General features: G+C 72.8%; 18 protein-coding genes. 12 read left to right on the top strand and 6 right to left on the bottom strand.

Annotated elements, in window-relative coordinates; genetic code table 11:
• The first annotated feature begins 125 nt into the window (after window positions 1-125).
• From ACFY2K_RS21210 to ACFY2K_RS21230, 5 genes are all read left to right on the top strand, one after another.
• The gene (locus ACFY2K_RS21210; protein WP_375889290.1) at window positions 126-611 is read left to right on the top strand and encodes a DUF1453 domain-containing protein; all 486 of its coding nucleotides are present in this window, start codon (window positions 126-128) and stop codon (window positions 609-611) included.
• Window positions 612-641: 30 nt separating this feature from the next.
• Window positions 642-1,817, top strand: coding sequence for a sensor histidine kinase (locus ACFY2K_RS21215; protein WP_375889287.1), 1,176 nt, complete (start codon window positions 642-644; stop codon window positions 1,815-1,817).
• Window positions 1,814-2,557, top strand: coding sequence for a response regulator (locus ACFY2K_RS21220; RefSeq protein WP_387713130.1), 744 nt, complete (start codon window positions 1,814-1,816; stop codon window positions 2,555-2,557). The genes ACFY2K_RS21215 and ACFY2K_RS21220 overlap by 4 nt, the downstream gene beginning before the upstream one ends.
• A 128-nt stretch (window positions 2,558-2,685) precedes the next feature.
• On the top strand, window positions 2,686-3,327 hold the full coding sequence (locus tag ACFY2K_RS21225; protein WP_380590523.1) for a DUF485 domain-containing protein: 642 nt from the start codon (window positions 2,686-2,688) through the stop codon (window positions 3,325-3,327).
• Window positions 3,324-5,000 carry a cation acetate symporter gene (locus tag ACFY2K_RS21230; protein ID WP_375889279.1) on the top strand — a complete coding sequence of 559 codons (1,677 nt, stop codon included), beginning with the start codon at window positions 3,324-3,326 and terminating at the stop codon, window positions 4,998-5,000. Before ACFY2K_RS21225 ends, ACFY2K_RS21230 begins: the two co-directional genes overlap by 4 nt.
• Window positions 5,001-5,070: 70 nt before the next feature.
• Here the strand turns inward: ACFY2K_RS21230 and ACFY2K_RS21235 are convergent, their stop codons facing one another.
• Entirely contained in the window at window positions 5,071-5,757 is a 687-nt protein-coding gene (locus tag ACFY2K_RS21235) for a response regulator (protein ID WP_387713134.1), read from the bottom strand.
• Window positions 5,757-7,367, bottom strand: coding sequence for an ATP-binding protein (locus ACFY2K_RS21240; RefSeq protein WP_375889276.1), 1,611 nt, complete (start codon window positions 7,365-7,367; stop codon window positions 5,757-5,759). Before ACFY2K_RS21240 ends, ACFY2K_RS21235 begins: the two co-directional genes overlap by 1 nt.
• A 303-nt stretch (window positions 7,368-7,670) precedes the next feature.
• Between ACFY2K_RS21240 and ACFY2K_RS21245 the strand changes: the two genes are divergently transcribed.
• Genes ACFY2K_RS21245 through ACFY2K_RS21255 form a run of 3 tightly spaced genes read left to right on the top strand, consistent with a single transcriptional unit; the run spans window position 7,671 to window position 10,445 of the window.
• Window positions 7,671-8,480 (top strand): ABC transporter ATP-binding protein, encoded by an 810-nt coding sequence (locus ACFY2K_RS21245; RefSeq protein WP_387713137.1) that lies wholly within the window; start codon window positions 7,671-7,673, stop codon window positions 8,478-8,480.
• Complete coding sequence (locus ACFY2K_RS21250; RefSeq protein ID WP_375889270.1) at window positions 8,470-9,351, top strand: ABC transporter permease; 882 nt, start codon at window positions 8,470-8,472, stop codon at window positions 9,349-9,351. Before ACFY2K_RS21245 ends, ACFY2K_RS21250 begins: the two co-directional genes overlap by 11 nt.
• 38 nt (window positions 9,352-9,389) lie before the next feature.
• Window positions 9,390-10,445, top strand: a complete 1,056-nt coding sequence (locus ACFY2K_RS21255; RefSeq protein WP_380527114.1) for an ABC transporter substrate-binding protein — start codon at window positions 9,390-9,392, stop codon at window positions 10,443-10,445.
• Window positions 10,446-10,552: 107 nt separating this feature from the next.
• Here ACFY2K_RS21255 and ACFY2K_RS21260 read toward each other — a convergent pair whose 3' ends face one another.
• A complete protein-coding gene (locus ACFY2K_RS21260; RefSeq protein ID WP_380590526.1) occupies window positions 10,553-11,455 on the bottom strand; it encodes a sucrase ferredoxin in 903 nt (300 codons plus the stop codon).
• 154 nt (window positions 11,456-11,609) lie between these two features.
• Window positions 11,610-14,060 carry a DNA topoisomerase (ATP-hydrolyzing) subunit A gene (locus ACFY2K_RS21265; protein ID WP_380527118.1) on the bottom strand — a complete coding sequence of 817 codons (2,451 nt, stop codon included), beginning with the start codon at window positions 14,058-14,060 and terminating at the stop codon, window positions 11,610-11,612.
• Window positions 14,061-14,376: 316 nt separating this feature from the next.
• Here ACFY2K_RS21265 and ACFY2K_RS21270 point away from each other — a divergent pair, with 316 nt between their 5' ends.
• From ACFY2K_RS21270 to ACFY2K_RS21280, 3 genes are all read left to right on the top strand, one after another.
• Window positions 14,377-15,723 (top strand): M16 family metallopeptidase, encoded by a 1,347-nt coding sequence (locus ACFY2K_RS21270; RefSeq protein ID WP_375889261.1) that lies wholly within the window; start codon window positions 14,377-14,379, stop codon window positions 15,721-15,723.
• On the top strand, window positions 15,720-17,108 hold the full coding sequence (locus tag ACFY2K_RS21275; RefSeq protein ID WP_380404259.1) for a M16 family metallopeptidase: 1,389 nt from the start codon (window positions 15,720-15,722) through the stop codon (window positions 17,106-17,108). The genes ACFY2K_RS21270 and ACFY2K_RS21275 overlap by 4 nt, the downstream gene beginning before the upstream one ends.
• A gap of 334 nt (window positions 17,109-17,442) precedes the next feature.
• Window positions 17,443-18,636, top strand: a complete 1,194-nt coding sequence (locus tag ACFY2K_RS21280) for an RtcB family protein (protein ID WP_380527122.1) — start codon at window positions 17,443-17,445, stop codon at window positions 18,634-18,636.
• Window positions 18,637-18,677: 41 nt separating this feature from the next.
• Here ACFY2K_RS21280 and ACFY2K_RS21285 read toward each other — a convergent pair whose 3' ends face one another.
• Both ACFY2K_RS21285 and ACFY2K_RS21290 read right to left on the bottom strand, forming a co-directional pair.
• Complete coding sequence (locus tag ACFY2K_RS21285; RefSeq protein ID WP_380527124.1) at window positions 18,678-19,481, bottom strand: LAGLIDADG family homing endonuclease; 804 nt, start codon at window positions 19,479-19,481, stop codon at window positions 18,678-18,680.
• 148 nt (window positions 19,482-19,629) lie between these two features.
• The gene (locus ACFY2K_RS21290) at window positions 19,630-19,911 is read right to left on the bottom strand and encodes an HPr family phosphocarrier protein (protein ID WP_387713142.1); all 282 of its coding nucleotides are present in this window, start codon (window positions 19,909-19,911) and stop codon (window positions 19,630-19,632) included.
• Window positions 19,912-20,138: 227 nt separating this feature from the next.
• Here ACFY2K_RS21290 and ACFY2K_RS21295 point away from each other — a divergent pair, with 227 nt between their 5' ends.
• Window positions 20,139-22,985 carry a GNAT family N-acetyltransferase gene (locus ACFY2K_RS21295; RefSeq protein WP_387713145.1) on the top strand — a complete coding sequence of 949 codons (2,847 nt, stop codon included), beginning with the start codon at window positions 20,139-20,141 and terminating at the stop codon, window positions 22,983-22,985.
• The last annotated feature ends 8 nt before the right edge of the window (window positions 22,986-22,993 follow it).

Raw genomic sequence — 22,993 nt, forward strand, 5'->3', positions numbered from 1 at the left:
ACGGGTGGAGGGCCCCCGCGCCGTCGGTTCCACCCGGGGTCCACCCCGGCTCCGATCAGCGGGGAGCGCCGGATCCGTAGCGTCGGAGAGGTCAGCAACACGCCTCTCCCGGGACGGAGAATCCGATGGGATCCCTCGCCAACCTCCTCGTGATCGCCGCGGTGGTGGTTCTGGTCGTCGGACGCCAGATGCGCGTCCAGCGACTGGACACCGAACGCCGCTTCTGGCTGCTCCCGCTGATCCTGGGCGTGCTCGCGCTGCGCGACCCCCAGATCATCGACCACCAGCACACCGCGCTGTCGGGCGCCCTGCTCGCCGCCGGGCTGGTCACCACCCTCGCGATGGGGACGGTGTGGGGCTGGACCGTCCGGGTCTGGCGGGCCGCCGACGGCAACGTCATGGTCAAGGGAACCAAGGCCACCCTGGCCGCCTGGGGCGGCATGGTCGTCGTCCGGATCGGCCTGTACGCGGCCGGCTCGGCCCTGGGCGTCCACCAGGCGGGCAGCTCGCTGATGCTCGGCATGGCGGTCCTGCTGCTGGTCCGCTCGCTCGTGGTCAACTGGAGGGCCCGGACGCTGGAGCCCGCGCGGGCGACCGCCCTGCTGCACTGAACCGTCGCCGTGAGCACCGAGGAGGCCCCCTTGCCCGGGTGGTACTGGACCCGCTGGCAGTCCCGGGAGGGACTGGAGCGCGAGGCCGAGAGCCGACCGCGGCGGGTCCTCACCGTGTTCGGCCGGACCGTCCTGCTGGTCGTCGTCGGCTGGGCGACCTTCTCCGGCGGCAGGTACGCCGGCTGGGCGGCGGCGGCCGCGGCGGCCGGGCTGGTCGCGGCCGTCGCCCTCAGCGTGCTGTACCTGAGGGTCAGCCGGGAACAGCGCCCCGTCCCCTCGTACCTGCTGGCCGCGGTGCTGATCGGCGCCGGCTGGCTCGCCAACCAGGGACAGGCCTACACGCTGGCCGACTTCCTCTGGATCGGGCTGGCCGTCACGGCCCTGATCCGGCTGCCGCCCGCGCCGGCCCTGCTCACCGCGGCGGCCGCGCTGGCCTCGTACACGGCGGCCTCCCCGGCGAGTTGGCTCAGCGTGGCCGCCACCGTCGGAGGGTCGCTGCTGGTCGGCTTCCTGCTGAGGCTGGACATCGAGGCCCGCGGCACCGCCCGTCGGCTGCTGGTCCAGGAGCGCGCCGTCCGGGCCGCCGAGGCGGAGAGCGCGGCGCTCGCCGAACGGGCCCGGATCGCCCGGGAGATCCACGACGTGCTGGCCCACAGCCTCTCCGCGCAGCTGGTCCACCTGGAGGCGGCCCGGCTGATGCTGGACGCCGGGACGGACCGCGCGCAGGTCCGCGAACGGGTCGTGGCCGCACGGCGGATGGCCCAGGACGGGCTGGTCGAGACGCGGCAGGCGCTGTCCGCGCTGCGCGGGGAGTTCACCCCGGTCGGGGAGTTCCTGGTGGAGCTGACCGAGCGCGAGCGGGCTCCGCTTACCGTGACCGGTACGCCCCGGCCGCTGGCCGCCGAGGCCGGGCTGGCGGTGCGGCGCACGGCGCAGGAGGCGGTGACCAACGTCCGCAAGCACGCGCCGGGCGCCCGCTGCTCGGTCGAACTGCGCTACCTGGACGACGCGGTGGAGCTGGAGGTGCGCAACACCCGGGCGCCGCGCGGCCAGTCGACGGGCGAGCCGTCCTCCGGCGACCTGGCCGGGAGCGGCAGCGGGTACGGTCTGCTGGGGATGCGCGAACGCGCGGAACTGCTCGGCGGCACCCTGCTGGCGGGCCCGGAGGACGGAGGGTGGCGGGTGTTGCTGCGGGTGCCGGCATGAACGGCGGGGTCATCAGGGTGCTGGTGGCGGACGACCAGACGGTGGTGCGCGAGGGCATCGTGATGCTGCTGGGCCTGCTGCCCGGCATCGAGGTGGTCGGCGCGGCGGCGGACGGGGAGGAGGCCGTCACCCTGGTGGAGCGGTACCACCCGGACGTGGTGCTGATGGACCTGCGGATGCCGCGGGTGGACGGCGTCGAGGCGACCCGGCGGATCCGGGCCGCCCACCCGGGGACCGAGGTCGTGGTGCTCACCACCTACGCCGACGACGAGTCGCTGTTCCCGGCGTTGCAGGCCGGGGCGCGCGGCTACCTCACCAAGGACGCCGGCGGTGAGGAGATCGCCAAGGCCATCGCGGACGTCCGCTCGGGTGCGGCCGGACTCTCCCCGCAGGTCCAACTCCGCTTGCTGGAGCGGCTTTCGGAGGGGCCGGCGAAGAGCGGGTCAACCGTACCGACCGCACCGGCCGCACCGACCGCACCGGCCGCACCGGCCGCGCCGGGCGTGCCGCCGGGCGGGAGGGGCGGTCAGCTGCCGGACGGGTTGACGCTGCGCGAGGCCGAGGTGCTCGCGCTGATCGCCGAGGGGCTCTCCAACGCGGAGATCGCCCAGCGGCTGTTCGTCAGCCAGGCGACGGTCAAGACGCACATCAACAACCTGTTCGCCAAGACGGCGGTGCGGGACCGGGCGCAAGCGGTCGCGTACGCCTTCCGGCACGGAATCACCGGTACGCAGCAGTAGTCGGATGAGCGTCCGTCAGATGATCGATCACCTCATTGAGTGAACGTATCTGCGATGGTCAGGGACGGTGTCCGGGGGCCTCCATGATGGTTGGGGTCAGAACGCCCGGCCCGCGCCCAGGAGCAGCAGTGCCACAGCAGCAGACCAGCAGTCCCGGACAGGGGCAGCGATTCGACTGGTGGGCCGCTCCGGCGGCCGCCGCCACTGCGTCCGAGCCGACTGCCGCCACCCGCCGAACGGCCGTACCGGGCCAGCCGGTTGCCACCCGTCCGGCCGCCGCCCGGTCGGCCGCCGCTCCCGAGCCGGTGGCCGCGCCGCCCGCCCCGGCCGTCGCCGCGCGGCCGGTCGCGCCACCCGCCGTACCGCCGCGGGTACCGGCCGCCGCCCCGCCGCTCGCCCCGCCCGCCGTACCGCCCGTGGTGCCGCAGGCACCGGCAGCGGCGGTGAGCACCACCGACAGCACCGAGGTCTACCGGAACGTCCAGGCCAGCGCGGCCTTCCAGGACATCCGCCGCAGCTACCGCTCGTTCGTCTTCCCCACCAGCGGCGCCTTCCTCGGCTGGTACCTGATGTACGTCGCCGCCGAGGCCGCCGCGCCCGGCGTGATGCGCAGCCCGGTGGTCGGCCCGCTCAACGTGGCCTGGGTACTGGGCCTGCTCCAGTTCGCCTCCACCTTCCTGCTCACCTGGCTCTACGCCCGCAACGCCCGGACCAAGCGCGACCGCGCCGCCCTGGGCCTGCGCTGGGACACCCAGGACCAGCTGCGGTGACCGCCGCCACCGGCGTGCTGACCACCGCCACCCCGCCCCCCGTCGCCCCGGCCGGCCAGCACCACGGCCTGGCGATCGTGCTGTTCGCCGTGATCGTCCTGGTCACCCTGGGGATCACCCTCTGGGTCGGCCGCCAGGGCAGCGCCGCCGAGGACTTCTACACCGGCGGACGCGACTTCACCCCGCTGCAGAACGGCTTCGCGCTCTCCGGCGACTACCTGTCCGCCGCCTCCTTCCTGGGCGTCGCCGGGCTGATCGCCCTGTACGGCTACGACGGCGTGCTGTACAGCATCGGCTTCCTGGTCGCCTGGCTGGTCGTGCTGATGCTGGTCGCCGAACTCGTCCGCAACGCGGGCCGGTACACCCTCGCCGACGTGCTCGCGCTGCGGCTGCGCCGCCGCAAGGTGCGGGCGGCGGCCGGCGGCGCCAGCGTCGTGGTCACCCTGCTCTACCTGGTCGCCCAGATGGTCGGCGCCGGCTCGCTGGTCGCCCTGCTGCTTGGCACCAACAGCGCCCAGGCCCGGACCTGGACGATCATCGCGGTCGGCGCGCTGATGATCGTCTACGTCACCATCGGCGGGATGCGGGCCACCACCTGGATCCAGATCGTCAAGGCGTTCCTGCTGATCGCCGGTTCGGTGCTGCTCACCGTGCTGCTGGTGGCCCGCTTCCACGGCGACCTGTTCGAGCTGATGCGCCAGGCCGCCCGGCACAGCGGCGCCGGTCAGCGCTACCTCGAACCCGGGCTCAAGTACGGCGCCACCTTCACCAGCCGGCTGGACTTCTTCAGCCTCGGCCTGGCCCTGGTGCTCGGCACCGCCGGCCTGCCGCACATCCTGTCCCGCTTCTACACGGTGCCCACCGCGCGGGCCGCCCGCCGCTCCACGATGTGGGCGATCGGCCTGGTCGGCGGCTTCTACCTGATGGCCATCGCGCTCGGCCTGGGCGCCACCGCACTGGTCGGCTCCGCCGAGGTGCGGCACGCCAACGCGGCCGGGAACACCGCCGTCCCGCTGCTCGCCCTGGTGCTCGGCGGCGGCAACGGCAGCACCGGCGGGGTGGTGCTGTTCGCGCTGATCTCGGCGATCGCCTTCGCCACCATCCTCGCCGTGGTCGCCGGGCTGACCCTGGCCTCCTCCGCCGCCTTCGCCCACGACATCTGGGCCGGCGCCTGGCGGAGCCGGCCGGGCCGGCGCGGCGCGGAGCGCACCGAGGAGAAGCCGAGCGAGCAGCAGGAGGTGGTGGTGGCCCGGTTCGCGGCCGGCGGGATCGGCGCGGTGGCGATCGTGATCAGCCTCTACGCCCAGCAGCTGAACGTCGCCTTCCTGGTCGGCCTGGCCTTCGCGGTGGCCGCCTCCTCGAACCTGCCGGTGCTGCTGTACAGCCTGTTCTGGTCGCGGTTCACCGCCCGGGGCGCGGTCTGGTCGGTGTACGGCGGGCTCGTCCCGGCGATCGTGCTGGTGTTCTTCTCGCCGGTGGTCTCCGGCTCGAAGGTGGCGCTGTTCCCCGGCGTCGACTTCCACTGGTTCCCGCTGGAGAACCCCGGGATCGTCTCCATCCCGCTCGGCTTCCTGGCGGGCTGGATCGGGACGCTCACCTCTCCCGAACCGGCCGACGCGGACCGCTTCGCCGAGCTGGAGGTGCGGGCCCTCACCGGAGCGGGTGCGGCGTAGCCGCCGTGACCCGGGCCGGTCGGGCGTCCGGGGGCGGTTGTGCCCTGGCGGGTCGGGCGTCCGGGGCCGGTCACGCCCGGGCGGACAGCCCGTAGCGGTGCTCGGGGCGGCCGGTGTCGCCGTAGCGCAGGGTCAGCCGCAGCCGGCTGTCCCGTTCCAGCTGCTTGAGGTAGCGCTGGGCGGTCGAGCGGCTCAGCCCGGTGGCATCGGCGACCTCCTGGGCGGACAGCGGCCGGCCCGCCCGGCGCAGCACGCCCAGCACCAGGTCGGTGGTGGGCGCCGAGTGGCCCTTGGGCAGTGTCCCGGCGGGCGCGGCGGCGCTGCGCAGGGTGGCGAACAGCCGGTCCACCTCGTCCTGGCCGGCCTCCCGGGCCGGGGTGGCCAGGGCGTGCCGCAGCTGGGCGTAGGAGACCAGCTTGTCCCGCAGCCCGGCGAAGGTGAACGGCTTGACCAGGTACTGCAGGGCGCCGTGCTGCATCGCGGCGTGCACGGTGGAGACGTCCCGGGCGGCGGTCACCATCATCACGTCGCAGGTCACCTGGCGTTCCCGCAGCCGGCGGACCAGCGCCAGGCCGGTCTCGTCCGGCAGGTGGTGGTCGAGCAGCAGGAGGTCGACCGGGCGGCGCTCCAGCGCGGCCAGCGCCTCTCCGGCCGAGTGGGCGGTGCCGGTGACCCGGAAGCCCTGCACCTTGGCCACGTAGGCGGCGTGCACGTCCGCGACCCGGAAGTCGTCGTCCACCACGAGTACGTCGATCATCACGCCTCCACGAGCTGAGTGGTGAGCAGGGCCTCGGGCAGCTCGACGGTGAACCGGGCGCCGCCGAGCGGGCCGGTGTCGAGCACGATCCGGCCGCCGGTCCGTTCGACCAGCCGCCGCACCATCGCCAGGCCCAGCCCGCGCGGACGGTGCGCGGGCGCGTCCTTGCTGGTCCACCCCTCCTCGAAGACCTGCTCGCGCAGCTCCTCCGGCACGCCCGGGCCGCTGTCCGCGACCTGCAGCAGCAGGGTGGAGCCGGCCGCCGCCAGGGTCACCTCCAGCCGCCCGCCCGGGCCTGTCCGCCCGCTGCCGCCGGGCACCAGGGCGTCCACCGCGTTGTCGATCAGGTTGCCGAGCACCGTCACCAGTGCCCGGGCGTCCACCACCGCGTCCGGCAGGTGCGCCGCCGGGGCGAGCACCAACCGCACCCCGCGCTCGTCGGCCACCGCCGTCTTGCCCGCCAGCAGCGCCGCCACGTGCGGGTCCTGCACCTGTTCGGCGATCCGCGCGGCGACCACGGCGTGCGAGCCGGACTGCTCCGAGATGAAGGCCACCGCCTGCTCGTGGCGGCCGAGTTCGAGCAGGCCGAGCAGGGTGTGCATCCGGTTGGCGTGCTCGTGGTCCTGGGCGCGCAGCGCCTCGGTGAGGCTGCGGGTGGTGTCCAGCTCGCGGACCAGCGACTCCAGCTCGGTGCGGTCGCGCAGCGTCACCACGGCGCCCTCGGCGGTGGCCGTCCGGTTCACCACCAGCACCCGGTCGTCCCGGACGGCCGGCAGGTCGGTGCCGGTGATCCGCCCGGTCAGCACGTCGGCCAGCCGGCCCGGCGGCAGCACCGCGGCGATCGGGCGGCCGGTGCACTCCCCGGGCAGGTCGAGCAGCCGCAGGGCCTCGTCGTTGGCCAGCCGGATCCGGCCCCGTTCGTCCAGCGCGACCAGGCCCTCGCGGATGCCGTGCAGCATGGCCTCGCGCTCGACCAGCAGGGCCGAGATGTCGGCCAGCGCGATGTTGTGGGTGCGGCGCTTGAGCCGGCGGGCCAGCACCAGGGTGGCGACGGTGCCGGCGGTCAGGCCGGCGGCGGCGCACAGCAGGATGCCGGTGAGCATCTTCAGCAGCCGGCGGCGGATCGAGTCGTCGCTGATGCCGACCGACACCTCGCCGACGATCCGGCCGTCCGTCGTCCGCAGCGGCACCTTGCCGCGGGCGGTGCGGCCCAGGGTGCCCTGCTGGATCGCGGTGACGCTGCGGCCGGCCAGTGCCGGCTCGGGGTCGGTGCTGACCCGCTGGCCGATCCGGCCCGGGTCGGTGTGCGAGAGGCGGATGCCGTCCAGGTCGGTGACCACGACGAAGCTGGCGCCGGTGGCGAGCCGGATCTGCTCGGCGTTGCGCTGCGCGGTGACGACGTCGCGGGCGTCGGCGGCCCGGGCGAGGGTCTCGTCGGTGGCGGTGGCCTGGGCGATGGACAGCGCCCGCTGCATGGCGTCGTGGTCCAGTTCGCTGCTGACCGGGGCCAGGAACAGCCCGGCGGTCAGGGCGGTGACGCCGACGGTGACGACGGTCTGGCTCAGCAGGAGCTGGGCGAAGACCCGGCGGGGCCAGTGGGGGAGCTTCATCCGGGCCTCCTCTCGGCGGCTGGGTGTGGCGGGGACCCACCAGGTGGGGGCCTGCTGGGCGGGGTCCCGAGGGGCGGGGTCCCGAGGGGCGGGGTCCTGAGGGGTGGGGGCCGACAGGGGTGGGGTCGGGACACCCTATGTTTCCGACGTGTTTCTGTCAGCCCGCGTCCCCGCAGTTGTAGCGGAAGCAAAAGGAGCAGAACACCCCTCAATGCGGAGAAGTCGCACTACGCGCAGATGGCTCCCGCCGGGGCCGGGCCCGCTCCTACCTTTCCGGGGCAAGCACTGATCCGGGAGGAATGAATGACCGATACCCCGGCGATCGAGCTGACCGGCGCGACGAAACGCTTCCGCACCCCCTCCGGTGCGCTGCACACCGCCGTCCGCGATCTCGATCTGACCGTCGCCCAGGGCGAGTTCGTCGCCGTCGTCGGCCCCACCGGCTGCGGCAAGTCCACCACGCTGACCCTGGTCAGCGGCCTGGAGGAGCCCACCGAGGGCGAGGTCCGGGTGTACGGCGAGCCCGTGCGCGGGATCGACCCCAAGGTCGGGTTCGTCTTCCAGCAGGACGCCGTCTTCCCCTGGCGCACCGTGCTGTCCAACGTGATGGCCGGGCCGCGCTTCCGCGGCGTGACCGCCGCCGAGGCGAAGGAGCGGGCCCGGGACTGGCTGGGCCGGGTGGGCCTGGCCGCCTTCGAGGACCGCTACCCGCACCAGCTGTCCGGCGGCATGCGCAAGCGCGTCGCACTCGCCCAGACCTTCGTCAACGACCCGACCATCCTGCTGATGGACGAGCCGTTCTCGGCGCTGGACGTGCAGACCCGCGCCCTGATGTCCGACCAGCTGCTGGAGCTGTGGGCCGGCACCGGCTCGTCGGTCGTCTTCGTCACCCACGACCTGGACGAAGCCATCGCGCTCGCCGACCGGGTCGTCGTGATGACGGCCGGACCGGCCACCGTCAAGGAGGTCTTCACCGTCGACCTGCCACGACCGCGCACCGTGGAGGCCGTCCGGCTGGAACCGAGGTTCGTCGAGCTGTACCGCGAGATCTGGGCCTCGCTCGGCGAAGAGGTGCGCATCACCCGGGAGAGAGGAGCGGGTCGTGCCGCTTGAGACCGCGTCCGAGACCGCGTCGACCGCCGCCGGGAAGCCCCCGGCCGCCACGACCAGAACCGAGGCCCGCGAACGGGCCGCCCGCAACCGGAAGTTGACCGTCTACGCGGCCCGGCTCGGGGTGCTGGTCGCCTTCCTCGGCCTGTGGGAGGTGTGCGCCCGCACCGAGGTCATCGACCCGTTCAACTTCTCCCAGCCGTCCAGGATCTGGGACCAGATCTGGCAGTGGACCACCCACGGCACCGCCCAGGGCTCGCTCGGCGAGCAGATCGGCTACACCCTGTACGAGGCCCTCACCGGCTGGGTGATCGGCGTGGTCGGCGGTGTGCTGCTGGGCATCGCGCTCGGCCGGGTCCGCTTCCTGGCCGACGTGTTCGGGCCGTACATCAAGGTCCTCAACGCCATCCCGCGGATCGTGCTCGCCCCGATCTTCCTGATCTGGTTCGGCCTCGGCCCGGCCTCCAAGGTCGCCTCCGCGGTGGTCCTGGTGTTCTTCCCGGTGTTCTTCAACGCCTTCCAGGGCGCCCGCGAGGTCGACCGCAACCTGGTCGCCAACGCCCGCATCCTGGGCGCCGACAACCGCAAGGTCACCCTCCAGGTGGTCATCCCCGCCGCCACCACCTGGATCTTCACCAGCCTCCACGTCAGCTTCGGCTTCGCGCTGATCGGCGCGATCGTCGGCGAGTACATCGGCGCCACCAAGGGCCTCGGCCTGCTGGTCGCCGCCGCCCAGGGCACCTTCAACGCGGCCGGGGTGTACGCCGCCATGACCATCCTCGCCGTCGTCGCGCTGCTCACCGAGGGGCTGCTGACCTTCGCCGAGAAGAGACTCTTCCGCTGGAAGCCCGCCGACGCGGGCGACGGCCGCTGAACTCCCCCCACCCGTACGCACCGAGAGGTTCCCCCACGATGCGCAGAGCTCTCACTGCCGTCCTCGCCGCCGCCCTGCTCGTCCCGCTCTCCGCCTGCGCCAACGACGCCGCCACCTCGTCCCACGGCGCGGCCCCGGCTGGGCAGCAGGTCGACGGACCCAAGGTCAAGATCATGGTCGGTGGCCTGGACAAGGTCATCTACCTGCCCGCGATGCTCACCCAGCGGCTCGGCTACTTCGCCGAGGCCGGCGTCAACGTCGAACTGCTCACCGAACCGGCCGGCGTCAACGCCACCACCGCGCTGCTGGCCGGCGACGTCCAAGGCGCCGTCGGCTTCTACGACCACACCATCGACCTCCAGGCCAAGGGCAAGCACGTCGAGTCCGTGGTCCAGTTCGCCCAGGCCCCCGGTGAGGTCGAACTGGTCTCCGCCAAGCAGGCCGACGCCATCAGGTCCGGCGCCGACTTCAAGGGCAAGAAGCTCGGCGTCACCAGCATCGGCTCCTCCACCGACTTCCTCACCAAGTACCTCGCGGTCAAGAACGGCGCCTCCGTCAGCGATTTCAGCCCGATCGCGGTCGGCGCCGGGCAGACCTTCATCGCCGCCCTCCAGCAGGGCAGCATCGACGCCGGGATGACCACCGACCCGACCGTCGCCACCGTCCTCGACAAGGGCCTCGGCAAGATCCTCTACGACATGCGCACCCCCGAGGGCTCGCGCCAGGCGCTCGGCGGGCTCTACCCGTCCTCCTCGCTGTACATGAACACCGAGTGGGTCGAGAAGAACAAGGACACCACCCAGAAGCTCACCAACGCCTTCGTCAAGACCCTCAAGTGGATGTCCACCCACAGCCCCGAGGAGATCGCCGCGAAGATGCCCGCCGACTACGCGCAGGGCGGCGCCGAGCAGTACGCGGCTGCCATCAAGTCCACCCTGCCGATGTTCACCACCGACGGGGTGATGCCCGCCGACGGGCCCAGGACCGTGCTCGCGGTGCTCGCCGCCTTCCACCCGGACGTCAAGGGCAAGGAAGGGACGATCGACCTGGCCAGGACGTACACCACGGAGTTCGTCGGCAAGGCCGCCGGCTGACGCCCGGCCCTCGCGGCCCCGCGCCCACCCCCACGGGCGCGGGGCCGCCCTGGTGCTCGGACCCCCCGCTCGGTTCCCTGGCTCGGTTCCCTGGCTCGGTTCCCGGCTCAGATCCCCCGTACGGAGAGCACGTCCATCCGCGACGGCGTCCCCGCCGCCTTGCCGCAGCTCTCCGGGCGCGCCGGCTCGCTCACCGACTCGATCACGTCCACCTCCCAGGCCCGCCCGTCCCGGTGGATCACCGCCACCAGCCAGCGGCCCGGGCCGTCCACCCGCTGCGCCAGGGTCAGCGCGTCCACCCCGGTCTCGCCGATCGCCAGCCGCACCGCGTGCTCGGCCGCCTGGCCCGGCCGCTCCCAGCCCGAGCAGCCCCGCGACCACTCCGGCACCATGTGCCCGGCCGCCGTCGCCGCCAGCACCTCCTTGGCGCTCTCCGGCGTCAGCCGCCCGTACGCGTAGCCGTACGGCAGCACCAGCATCGTGGGGGAGAAGCGGTGCCCGCCCAGGTGGGTGACCTCCCACACCTCGCTGTGCCCGGCCGCCGCCAGCTCCGCGGCCAGCGGACGGCCCAGCAGCGCGCAGCAGCGGTCCCGGCGGCCGTTGGTGCACACCAGCGCCAGCGGGCCGCCGACGTGCTCCACCCCGAAACCCGTGTGGTCACCGGCGCCCAGCGCCGCGAAGTCCAGCCCCAGCAGCTCCGCCGGATCCGCCACCTGCGCCCGGCGGACCCAGCCGCGGCCCGGCACCGCGTGCGCCACGACCACCTCGTGCCGCGCCGTCGGCAGGCAGTCCGCGTGCCGCCCGGGGCGCCGGATCAGGGCGACCCGTACGCCGGTGCCCGCCGCGGCGGCCTCCAGCGCGCGCCCGACCGCCCCGTCCAGGTGGCTCTCGCCCAGAGCCTTCGCGCCCCAGGGGCCGTTCTGCTCCAGCAGCAGCCAGGTGGTCGCCACCGCCGCCGTCGCGGTCAACGGTTCCGAAAGTTCACGCGAGAGGGTCGCACAGGTGCTCACCCGGGCAAGGCTACCCCCGGCGGTCCGGCCCGGCCCGGGGGCCGCGCAACGCCCGCGACCAGGCCCGGAGCGGCCGCGACCGGCCCCGGACGCGCCGGAGGGCGGGGCACCCGCAGGCACCCCGCCCTCCGACCCCGTCAGCACGGGCGAGCCGTCACGCCGGGCCGGCCACCACCGCGATCGGCGCCGTCACCGGCGTACCCGAACCGTCCCGGCGCGGGTCGCGCTCCGGCAGGTCGACCGGCACGCCCTTGGCACCGGCGGCCCGGGCCGGGGCGGCACCCGCCCAGGCGAACGCCAGGCCGTCCTCGCCGCGCAGGAAGCGCTGGCAGCGCACACCGCCGGTCGCCCGGCCCTTGCGCGGGTACTGCTCGAACGGGGTGACCTTCCAGGACGACTGCTCGTCACCCGACAGCGTGCCCGAGGCGCCCGCCACCGAGACCACCACCGCGTCCACGGCCGGGTCCACCGCCGTGAACGACAGCACCCGGGCGCCGTCCGACAGCTTGACGCCCGCCATGCCACCCGCCGGACGGCCCTGCGGACGGACCTGACCCGCCGGGTAGCGCAGCAGCTGGGCGTCCGAGGTGATGAAGACCAAGTCCTCCTCGCCGGTGCGCAGTTCGACCGCGCCCACCAGCTCGTCGCCGTCCTTGAGGCCGATCACCTCGAACTCGTCCTTGTTCGCCGGCCACTCCGGCACCACCCGCTTCACCACACCCTGCACCGTGCCTAGCGCCAGCCCCGGCGAGGACTCGTCCAGCGTGGTCAGCGCCAGCACCCGCTCCCCGGCCTCCAGCCGCAGGAACTCCTCCACCGCGGCCCCGCCCGCCAGCGTCGGCGAGGGCATCGGCGGCAGTGCCGGCAGGTCGATCACCGGCAGCCGCAGCACCCGGCCCGCGGACGTCACCACACCCACGTCCGCCCGCGCCGTGGCCGGCACCGCCGACACGATCACGTCGTGCTTCGCCCGCTTCTCCGACAGCTCGAACGGCTCACCGTCCGCCGTCCGCGCCAGCAGCCCCGTCGAGGACAGCAGCACCCGGCACGGGTCGTCCGCCACCTCCAGCGGCACCGTCAGCGCCGCGGCCGGAGCCGCCCCCGCCTCCAGCAGCACCGTGCGCCGCTCCGTCCCGAACTGCTTGGACACCGCGCCCAGTTCGGACGACACCACACTGCGCAGCCTGGTGTCCGACTCCAGGATCTCGGTCAGCTCCGCGATCTCCGCGTTCAGCTTCTCCTTCTCCTGCTCCAGCTCCACCCGGTCGAACCGGGTCAACCGGCGCAGCGGCGTGTCCAGGATGTAGCCGGTCTGCGTCTCCGACAGCGAGAAGCGCTCCATCAGGCGCTCCTTCGCCTGCTGGGCGTTGTCACTCGACCGGATGATCGAGATGACCTCGTCGATGTCCACCAGGGCCACCAGCAGGCCCTCGACCAGGTGCAGCCGCTCCTGCCGCTTGCGGCGGCGGAAGTCGCTGCGCCGGCGCACCACCGTGAAGCGGTGGTCGACGTAGACCTCCAGCAGCTCCTTGAGGCCCAGCGTCAGCGGCTGCCCGTCCACCAGCGCCACGTTGTTGATGCCGAAGGTCTCCTCCAACGGCGTCAGCTTGTAGAGCTGCTCCAGCAGCGCCTCCGGCACGAAGCCGTTCTTCACCTCGATCACCAGCCGCAGCCCGTGCTCGCGGTCGGTCAGGTCCTTGACGTCCGCGATGCCCTGCAGCTTCTTCGCGTTGACCAGGTCCTTGATCTTCGCGATGACCTTCTCCGGGCCGACGTTGTACGGCAGCTCGGTCACCACGATGCCCTTGCGGCGCGCCGTGACGTTCTCGATCGTCGTGGTGGCCCGGATCTTGAAGGTGCCGCGGCCCGACTCGTACGCGTCCCGGATGCCCGACAGGCCCACGACCCGCCCGCCCGTCGGCAGGTCCGGACCGGGCACGAACCGCATCAGCGTGTCCAGGTCCGCGCTCGGGTGCTTGATCAGGTGCCGGGCCGCGGCCACCACCTCGGACAGGTTGTGCGGCGGCATGTTCGTCGCCATGCCCACCGCGATGCCCGTCGCGCCGTTCACCAGCAGGTTCGGGAACGCGGCCGGCAACGCCAGCGGCTCCTGCTCGCTGCCGTCGTAGTTCGGCCCGAAGTCGACGGTGTCCTCGTGGATCGACTCCACCATCGCCATCGAGGCCGCCGTCAGCCGCGACTCGGTGTACCGCATCGCCGCCGGCGGGTCGTCGTTGCCCAGCGAACCGAAGTTGCCGTGCCCGTCGATCAGCGGCAGCCGCATCGAGAACGGCTGCGCCATGCGCACCACCGAGTCGTAGATCGACTGGTCGCCGTGCGGGTGCAGCCGGCCCATCACCTCGCCCACCACGCGCGCGCACTTCACGTGCGCCCGGTCCGGACGCAGGCCCATCTCGTTGGCCTGGTACAGGATCCGGCGGTGCACCGGCTTGAGACCGTCCCGCGCGTCGGGCAGCGCACGCGAGTAGATCACCGAGTAGGCGTACTCCAGGAAGGAGCCCTGCATCTCGTCCACGACGTCGACGTCGAGGATCCGCTCCTCGAAGTCTCCGGGCGGCGGGGTCTGCGAACTGCGGCGGGCCATCGCGGCGGGGCTCCCTTACGTGTCGCTGGCTGTGTCGTCGGCCGGACGCCGGGCGTCCGGTCCGGGCACCGGACGGGCTTCGCCGCCCCGGCTCCCTGATTCACCGTCCTACCGCCGCGACCCGTCAACCGGGCGCGACCGACAGGGCACGGCGCCCCCATTGTGGACCCTCGCGCCGACACTCCCGGTCAGCGGCCCTCTTCCGCCCCTGGCGAACGCCGCATCCGCGCGGACACAAACACGCCTCCCGCGCGTTGCACCACAATGGGGGACGCCACACGAACCCCGACATCGACGACGGGAAGGACCCGAGCGCATGGCCAACCCGGCCCCCGCCTCCAGCCGAGGCATCGCCATCACCGAGCACCGCCTGGCCAACGGCCTGCGCGTCGTCCTCTCCGAGGACCGACTCACCCCGGTCGCCGCGGTCTGCCTCTGGTACGACGTCGGCTCCCGCCACGAGGTCAAGGGCCGCACCGGCCTCGCCCACCTCTTCGAGCACCTGATGTTCCAGGGCTCCGCCAACGTCACCAACAACGGGCACTTCGAGCTCGTCCAGGGCGCCGGCGGCTCGCTCAACGGCACCACCAGCTTCGAACGCACCAACTACTACGAGACCATGCCCGCCCACCAGCTGGAGCTCGCCCTCTGGCTGGAGGCCGACCGCATGGGCTCGCTGCTCGCCGCCCTCGACGAGACGTCCATGGAGAACCAGCGCGCCGTCGTCAAGAACGAACGCCGCCAGCGCTACGACAACGTCCCGTACGGCACCGCCTTCGAGAAGCTCACCGCGCTCTCGTACCCCGACGGCCACCCGTACCACCACACCCCGATCGGCTCCATGGCCGACCTCGACGCCGCCACCCTGGAGGACGCCCGCGCGTTCTTCCGCACCTACTACGCGCCCAACAACGCGGTGCTCTCCGTGGTCGGCGACATCGACCCCGAGCAGACCATCGCCTGGGTCGAGAAGTACTTCGGCTCCATCCCCGCGCACGACGGCAAGCAGCCCCCGCGCTCCGGCGAACTCCCCGACACCATCGGCCGCGAACTGCGCCAGGAACTCGCCGAGGACGTCCCCTCCCGCGCCCTGATGGCCGCCTACCGCCTGCCCCACGACGGCACCCGCGAGGCCGACGCCGCCGACCTCGCGCTCACCATCCTCGGCAGCGGCGAGTCCAGCCGCCTCTACAACCGGCTCGTCCGCCGCGACCGCACCGCCGTCGCCGCCGGCTTCGGCCTGCTGCGCCTCGCCGGCGCCCCCAGCCTCGGCTGGCTCGACGTCAAGACCTCCGGCGACGCCACCATCGCCCAGATCGACGCCGCCGTCGACGAGGAGCTCGCCCGCTTCGCCGCCGAGGGCCCCACCCCCGAGGAACTCGAGCGCGCCCAGGCCCAGATCGAGCGCGAGTGGCTCGACCGGCTCACCACCGTCGCCGGCCGCGCCGACGAACTCTGCCGCTACGCCGTCCTGTTCGGCGACCCCAAGCTGCTGAACGACGCCCTCCCCAAGGTCCTCGACGTCACCGCCGAGGAGGTCCAGGCCGTCGCCAAGGCCCGGCTCCACCCCGACAACCGGGCCGTCCTCGTCTACGAGCCGACCGCGACCGCCGCCGACGACGCTTCCGACGCCGCTTCCGAAGAGGAGGGTGCCGCCGTATGAGCACCGACTACGTCCCCGCGATGACCTTCCACCCCCAGCCCCAGCCCGGCACCCCCGGCCCCTGGGCCTTCCCCGCCCCCGAGCGGGCCGCCCTCGGCAACGGCATCACCGTGCTGCACTGCCACCGGCCCGGCCAGCAGCTGGTCGCCGTCGAGGTCCTCCTCGACGCCCCGCTCGCCGCCGAGCCCGAGGGCCTCGACGGCGTCGCCGCCATCCTCGCCCGCGCCCTCAACGAGGGCACCGACACCCTCACCGCCGAGGAGTTCGCCGGCGAACTCGAGCGCGCCGGGGCCACCCTCGACGCCCACGCCGACCACCCCTGCATCCGGGTCGCCCTCGAAGTCCCCGCCTCCCGGCTCCAGCGCGGCCTCACCCTGCTCGCCGACGCCCTGCGCGCCCCCGCCCTCCCGGCCGAGGAGATCGAGCGCCTCGTCGCCAACCGCCTCGACGAGATCGTGCACGAGCAGGCCAACCCCGCCCGGCGCGCCGCCAAGGCCCTCTACGCCGAGCTCTTCGAGGCCGCGGACCGCCTCTCCCGGCCCCGCAGCGGCACCGCCGACACCGTCAAGTCGATCGACCGCGCCGCCGTCAAGGCCTTCTACGACGCCCACGTGCGCCCCGCCACCACCACCGTCGTGGTGGTCGGCGACCTCACCGGCGTCGACCTCCCCGCCCTGCTGGAGAGCACCCTCGGCACCTGGACCGGCACCACCGCGGAACCCTCCGCCCACGCCCCGGTCACCGGCGACGACCACGGCCGCGTCCTCATCGTCGACCGCCCCGGCTCCGTCCAGACCCAGCTGCTGATCGGCCGCATCGGCCCCGACCGCCACGACCCGGTCTGGGCCGCCCAGATCCTCGGCACCTACTGCCTCGGCGGCACCCTCACCTCCCGCCTCGACCGCGTCCTGCGCGAGGAGAAGGGCTACACCTACGGCGTCCGGGCCTTCGCCCAGCCGCTGCGCTCCGCCGCCGACGGCAGCGGGCGCTCGCTGCTCGCCATCAGCGGCTCGGTGGACACCGCCTCCACCGCCCCCGCGCTCGCCGACACCTGGACCATCCTGCGCACCCTCGCCGCCGAGGGCCTCACCGACGCCGAGCGCGACGAGGCCGTGCAGTTCCTGGTCGGCGTCGCGCCGCTCAAGTACGAGACCGCGGGCTCGGTCGCCGGCACCCTGGCCGACCAGGTCGAGCAGTACCTCGCCGACGACTACCAGGCCGAGGTCTACCGGCAGCTGGCCGAACTGCCCACCGCGGCGGCCACCGAGGCCGTGGTCGCGGCCTTCCCGCCGGACCGCCTGATCACCGTCCTGGTCGGCGACGCCGCCGCCATCGAGGCGGACGTGCGGGCGCTCGGGATCGGCGAGGTCACCGTCGTCGGCTGACGCCCTCCGACGTCCCCTCCGGCCCGGTGGAGCGCTTTCGCTCCGCCGGGCCGGACGCGTTCCGGACGCGTCCGTAAATCCGTTGCGGGTCCGGCCCGTTCCGTGGATAGATGTTCCCCGACGCACACCACGTGCGAACTGCGAGCAGCGAAGGGAGGCGGTCACCATGCGGGTCGAGCAAGCCATACGACGACGCTCCCCGAGGCCGTATCTCCCATGCCTCGCCACGGCTGCCTGAGCGCACCCGTCCCCGAACTTCCCCGAGCCGCACCGGGATTCTCTTTCGCGCGGCAATTCCTTCCCGAACTACCCGACCTCTGGAGGTCGTTCACCCATGTCGTACACCGAAGTTCCCGGCATCCGCGTCCCGATCCGGATGTGGACCGACCCGGCGACGGTCGAGGGCGCGGCCCTCCAGCAGCTGCGCAACATCAGCTCCCTGCCCTGGCTGCACGGCCTGGCCGTGATGCCGGACGTCCACCTGGGCAAGGGCGCGACGGTCGGCTCCGTCATCGCCATGAAGGACGCGGTCTGCCCGGCGGCGGTCGGCGTCGACATCGGCTGCGGGATGAGCGCGGTGAAGACCTCCCTCACCGCCAAGGACCTCCCGGACGACCTCTCCGCCCTGCGCTCCAAGATCGAGCAGGCCATCCCGGTCGGCCGCGGCCTCCACACCGACCCGGTCGACCCGACCACGCTGCACGGTTTCCGCACGGAGGGCTGGGACGACTTCTGGCACCGCTTCGACGACATCGCGGAGGACGTCAAGTGGCGCCGCGAGCGGGCGATGCAGCAGATGGGAACGCTCGGCTCGGGGAATCATTTTGCGGAGGTTTGTGTAGATATGTCCGATTCGGTGTGGCTGATGCTGCACTCCGGGTCGCGCAACATCGGCAAGGAGCTGGCGGAGCACCACATGACCGTCGCCCGCTCTCTGTCGCACAACCAGGGGCTGGTCGACCGCGATCTGGCGGTCTTCCTCGCGAAGACCCCAGAGATGGCCGACTACCGCCAGGACCTCTTCTGGGCGCAGGAGTACGCGAAGCACAACCGTGCCCTGATGATGGCGCTCTTCCAGGACGTTGTCCGGGGCGAGTTCGCCAAGGCGCAGGTCACCTTCGAGGAGGTGATCAGCTGCCACCACAACTACGTCTCGGAGGAGCGCTACGACGGCGTCGACCTGCTGGTGACCCGCAAGGGTGCGATCAGGGCCGGCTCCGGCGACCTCGGGATCATCCCGGGCTCGATGGGGACGGGCTCCTACATCGTCCGCGGCCTGGGCAACGCTGCGTCGTTCAACTCCGCCTCGCACGGCGCCGGCCGCAAGATGAGCCGCACCGCCGCGAAGAAGCGGTTCACCACGCGCGACCTGGCTGAGCAGACCAAGGGTGTGGAGTGCCGCAAGGATAGCGGCGTGGTGGACGAGATCCCGGGCGCCTACAAGTCCATCGAGAAGGTCATCGAGCAGCAGAAGGACCTGGTCGAGGTGGTCGCCCACCTCAAGCAGGTGGTCTGCGTGAAGGGCTGACCAAATGTTGAGGCGCCCGGAACCGTTCCCGGGCGCCTCATCTACGAAGCTATCCTTCGTGACTGGCAGCCATTGAGGCGCCATCGGCGGATATTGCAGCTCTTCTCGGTGCGGCCGAGCTGTTCTGCTGCTGCCTTGATGCTGGGTGCTGCCATGAGGACGTCATCTTCGGCTTTGGTCCAGCTGCGCTTGATCATGCGCCTCACGCCCGAGGGTCTGACCCACATCGCTGCTTCTGCGGCTGCGGCCTTCTTGCGGTGTAGTGCCATGCAGTCGGGGTAGTAGATGTGGCTGAGGATAGCCACCGCCTCTTCCCTGGAGTAGAAGAGGTTGAAGATCCCGTCCCGCTTGTTCCGTCGGAATGTGCGTCGAGTGCCGGTGAGGCCGTCCAGGTAGCCATGGACGAACGTGGCGATGGCGTCGCTCTGGGTCGTGAGGCTGACGAAGGGGAGATTCTGTGAGGTCCGTCCCGTCGAGCCGTCGGCGTCAATCAGCCCCCGAAGGTAGTCGCGCTCGGAGAGCGGCATGTGCGGCGGCGCAATGATGTCGGACTTCCGCCCCGCTGGCAGGCCGAGCGCCTGCAATTCCTCGCGGAACTCTCGAGCGTAGACGGTCCACATCACTGAGGCGTGCTCCGCCTTGAAGTTCGTTGCGCGCGTCCGGTAGCTGATGGTGCTGTTGTACGGGCAGAGCCGCTGGAACTCCTCCAGGATCGGGGCGTCCCGTGTGGCGAGTTCCACGGAGAGTCGACCGCGGTTGCGGGACTGTTCGGTGAGGTGTCCGTCCGCCTGGAGGAAGGCGAACATGTAGGCGTGCTCGGGTCGTTCGAGGTCGAAGAACGTCATGCCGAGAGCATCAGTGCGATCCGTCGTTCGAGAGGATCGAATGACCACCAGTTCGCTCAATGGTGTGGATGCGATCGAATCCGTGAACAGAAGCGCCCGGCGGTGCTAGACAGCACTGCCGGGCGCTTCGTGCGTGACGCGCGAGGGCTCAGGCCGCGGCCGGGAGGTCGTCGAGGCCTTCGGCGACGAGCTTGGCGAGGCGGTCGAGGGCCTCGTCGGCGTTGGGGGCGTCGGAGGCCAGGATGACCTCGTCGCCGCCCTGGGCGCCCAGGGCGAGCAGGCCGAGCATGGAGGCGGCGTTCACGGGGTTGCCGCCGGGCTTGGCGATGGTGATCGGCACGCCGGTGGCCGTGACGGCCCGGACGAAGACGGAGGCGGGACGGGCGTGCAGGCCCTCGGCCCAACCGATGGTGACGCGGCGCTCAGCCATGAGACGTGCCTTTCCGGTGAAGCTGGTCACGGCCGTGCTCGGGCGAGCGGGGGGAACGACCGTGTTGTCTAGACCAGTGTTGCACGCAGGCAACCCCTGCGAGGCGCCGCGTTCGGGACTTGTGATTGTTTCTTTTCGGGGCATAAGGCCCGGCCAGCGGCCCTGTCCACCCTGCCGTGGGCACGCGCCCGGCGCCATTCGGCTCGCCGCCGGATAACCTGACGAATGTGGAAGACCCCGCGGTGGCGAACCCCGCGCAACCCGACTATCCGCAGCACTGGGAAGCCGACGTCCTGCTGCGCGACGGCGGCACGGCCCGGATCCGGCCGATCACCCCCGGCGACGCCGGGCGGTTGGTGGAGTTCTACGAACAGGTCTCCGACCAGTCCAAGTACTTCCGCTTCTTCGCCCCCTACCCGCGGCTCTCCGACAAGGACGTGCGCCGCTTCACCCACCACGACTTCGTGAACCGGGTCGGCCTCGCCGTGGTGGTCCGGGACCACTTCATCGCGACCGTCCGCTACGACCGGATCGACGCCGACGGCCGCCCCTCCGAGCACGGCACCGACGCCGAGGTCGCCTTCCTCGTCCAGGACGCCCACCAGGGCCGCGGCGTGGCCTCCGCGCTGCTGGAGCACATCGCGGCGGTGGCCCAGGAGCGGGGCATCCGCCGCTTCCAGGCCGAGGTGCTGCCGGAGAACCGCAAGATGGTGAAGGTCTTCACCGACGCCGGCTACACCCAGCGCCGCAGCTTCGCCGACGGCGTGGTGCACCTGGAGTTCGCCCTCGAACAGACCGACCGCTCACTCGCCGTGATGCGCGCCCGCGAGCACCGAGCCGAGGCCCGCTCGGTGCAGCGGCTGCTGACCCCGCGCTCGGTGGCGGTGATCGGCGTCTCCCGCAATCCGCAGACCGTCGGCCGGGCCCTGCTGCGCGACCTGCTCGGCAGCTTCGACACCGAGTTCGAGAGCCGGTACGAGACCAAGGGCGCCCCGCGCACCGTCTACGCGGTGAACCGCAGCGCCCCGCCCGGCACCGAGCTGGACGGCGTCCCGGTGCACCGCTCGATTCTGGACATTCCCGGGCCGGTGGACCTCGCGGTGATCGCCGTCCCCGAGAGCGTCGTCCCGGCGGCCGTCGCCGAGTGCGGCGCGCACGGCGTGCAGGGCCTGGTGGTGGTCACCGCCGGCTACGCCGAGACCGGCCCGGAGGGCCGCGACCGCCAGCGCGCCCTGGTGCGCCAGGCCCGCGCGGCGGGCATGCGGGTGATCGGCCCGAACGCCTTCGGCCTGATCAACACCGACCCAGACCACCCGCTGAACGCCTCGCTCGCCCCGCACCTGCCGGACCGCGGCGGCTTCGGGATCTTCTGCCAGTCCGGGGCGATCGGCGTGGCCCTGCTGGAGTCCGCCCACCGGCGCGGCCTCGGGGTCTCCTCCTTCGCCTCGGTCGGCAACCGCTCGGACGTCTCCGGCAACGACTTCCTGCAGTACTGGGCCGAGGACGAGGCCACCGAGGTGGTGCTGCTCTACCTGGAGTCCTTCGGCAACCCCCGCAAGTTCACCCGGATCGCGCGCCGACTGGCCACCGCCAAGCCGGTGGTGGTGGTCAAGGGCGCCCGCCACACCGGCAGCCTGCCGCCCGGCCACGCCGTCCCGGCCACCGCCACCGGCCTGCACGATGCCACCGTGGACGCGCTGTTCGAACAGGCCGGGGTCACCAGGGTGGCGACCATCACCGAGCTGTTCGACACCGGTGAGCTGCTCGCCCAGCAGCCGCTGCCGCCCGGTGACCGGGTCGCCGTGGTCGGCAACTCCGACTCGCTGGGCCTGCTCACCTACGACGCCTGCCTGAGCGCCGGGCTGCGCCCGTGCACACCGGTCGACCTCACCACCGCGGCGACCGGCGAGAACTTCCGGATCGCCCTGGACGTCGCGCTCGGCGACCCGGCCGTGGACGCGGTGATCGCCGTCGCCATCCCGCCGATCGGCACTTCCGCGCACGCCTTCATGGGCGGCCGGCTGACCGGCCCGGACGACCCCGAGATGGGCTCGGACGATCCGGAGATCGCCACCGGTCTGCTCGAAGCGGGCGAGCGGGCACGGGAGTTGGGCAAGCCCCTGGTGCTGGCCCACCTGGCCCTGACCGACCTGCCGACCCGGCTGCGCCCGGGCGGGATCCCGGCCTACGCGGCGCCCGAGCGGGCCGTGCGCGCCCTCGCGCACGCCGTGCACTACGCGCAGTGGCGCCGCCGCACCGCCGCGGCGGAGGAGACGGCGCGCGTCCCCGACCTGGACCGGATCGACGAGCCCGGCGCCCGCGCCCTGGTGGAGGCGGCGCTCAGCACCCGCACCGCGGTCGCCGCCCGTACCCAGCCCGGCGGCGCCCGGATCACCCTGTCCGACTCCGAGGCCCGGCTGCTGCTGGCCCGCTACGGTGTCGACGTCTCGCCCACGCTGGCCGCCCCCGACGAGCGGGAGGCCGTCCGGGCCGCCGAGCAGCTCGGCTACCCGGTGGCCCTGAAGGCGACCGCCCCGCACCTGCGCCACCGCCCCGACCTGGGCAGCGTCCGGCTGGACCTGACCGGCGAGGAGGGCCTGCGCCGCGCCCACCGCGAGCTGGACGCCCTGCTCGGCGGCGCGGCCGGTGCCCAGCTGGTGGTGCAGCGGATGGCCCCGCGCGGCGTGGACACCGTGATCGGTGCCACGGTCGATCCGGCCGTCGGCGCGATCCTGTCCTTCGGCCTGGCCGGTGCCCCGGCCGAGCTGCTCGGTGACGTGGCCCACCGCCTCGTCCCGGCCACCGACCAGGACGTCGCCGGTCTGATCCGCGAGGTGCGGGCGGCGCCGCTGCTGTTCGGCTGGCGCGGCGCCGAGGCGGTGGACACCGCCGCGCTGGAGGAGTTGCTGCTGCGGGTGTCGCAGTTGGTGGACGACGTACCGGAGATCGCCTCGGTGGATCTCGAACCGGTGGTCGTCGCCCCGCACGGGCTGGCGATCCTGGGGGCGCGGGTGCGGGTCGCCCCGCTGCCCGTCCGCAGCGATCTGGGCCCGCGCGCGATGAGCACCCTGTAATCTTCCTT

The organism is Kitasatospora sp. NPDC001309 (assembly GCF_042896295.1).
Lineage (GTDB): Bacteria > Actinomycetota > Actinomycetes > Streptomycetales > Streptomycetaceae > Kitasatospora.

What these genes read in the sequence shown, in the direction of transcription:
- ACFY2K_RS21210 (WP_375889290.1), top strand. Translation starts at nt 126, where the DNA reads ATGGGATCCCTCGCCAACCTCCTCGTGATCGCCGCGGTGGTGGTTCTG.
- ACFY2K_RS21220 (WP_387713130.1), top strand. Translation starts at nt 1,814, where the DNA reads ATGAACGGCGGGGTCATCAGGGTGCTGGTGGCGGACGACCAGACGGTG.
- ACFY2K_RS21235 (WP_387713134.1), bottom strand. Translation starts at nt 5,757, where the DNA reads ATGATCGACGTACTCGTGGTGGACGACGACTTCCGGGTCGCGGACGTG.
- ACFY2K_RS21240 (WP_375889276.1), bottom strand. Translation starts at nt 7,367, where the DNA reads ATGAAGCTCCCCCACTGGCCCCGCCGGGTCTTCGCCCAGCTCCTGCTG.
- ACFY2K_RS21245 (WP_387713137.1), top strand. Translation starts at nt 7,671, where the DNA reads ATGACCGATACCCCGGCGATCGAGCTGACCGGCGCGACGAAACGCTTC.
- ACFY2K_RS21255 (WP_380527114.1), top strand. Translation starts at nt 9,390, where the DNA reads ATGCGCAGAGCTCTCACTGCCGTCCTCGCCGCCGCCCTGCTCGTCCCG.
- ACFY2K_RS21265 (WP_380527118.1), bottom strand. Translation starts at nt 14,060, where the DNA reads ATGGCCCGCCGCAGTTCGCAGACCCCGCCGCCCGGAGACTTCGAGGAG.
- ACFY2K_RS21270 (WP_375889261.1), top strand. Translation starts at nt 14,377, where the DNA reads ATGGCCAACCCGGCCCCCGCCTCCAGCCGAGGCATCGCCATCACCGAG.
- ACFY2K_RS21275 (WP_380404259.1), top strand. Translation starts at nt 15,720, where the DNA reads ATGAGCACCGACTACGTCCCCGCGATGACCTTCCACCCCCAGCCCCAG.
- ACFY2K_RS21280 (WP_380527122.1), top strand. Translation starts at nt 17,443, where the DNA reads ATGTCGTACACCGAAGTTCCCGGCATCCGCGTCCCGATCCGGATGTGG.
- ACFY2K_RS21285 (WP_380527124.1), bottom strand. Translation starts at nt 19,481, where the DNA reads ATGACGTTCTTCGACCTCGAACGACCCGAGCACGCCTACATGTTCGCC.
- ACFY2K_RS21290 (WP_387713142.1), bottom strand. Translation starts at nt 19,911, where the DNA reads ATGGCTGAGCGCCGCGTCACCATCGGTTGGGCCGAGGGCCTGCACGCC.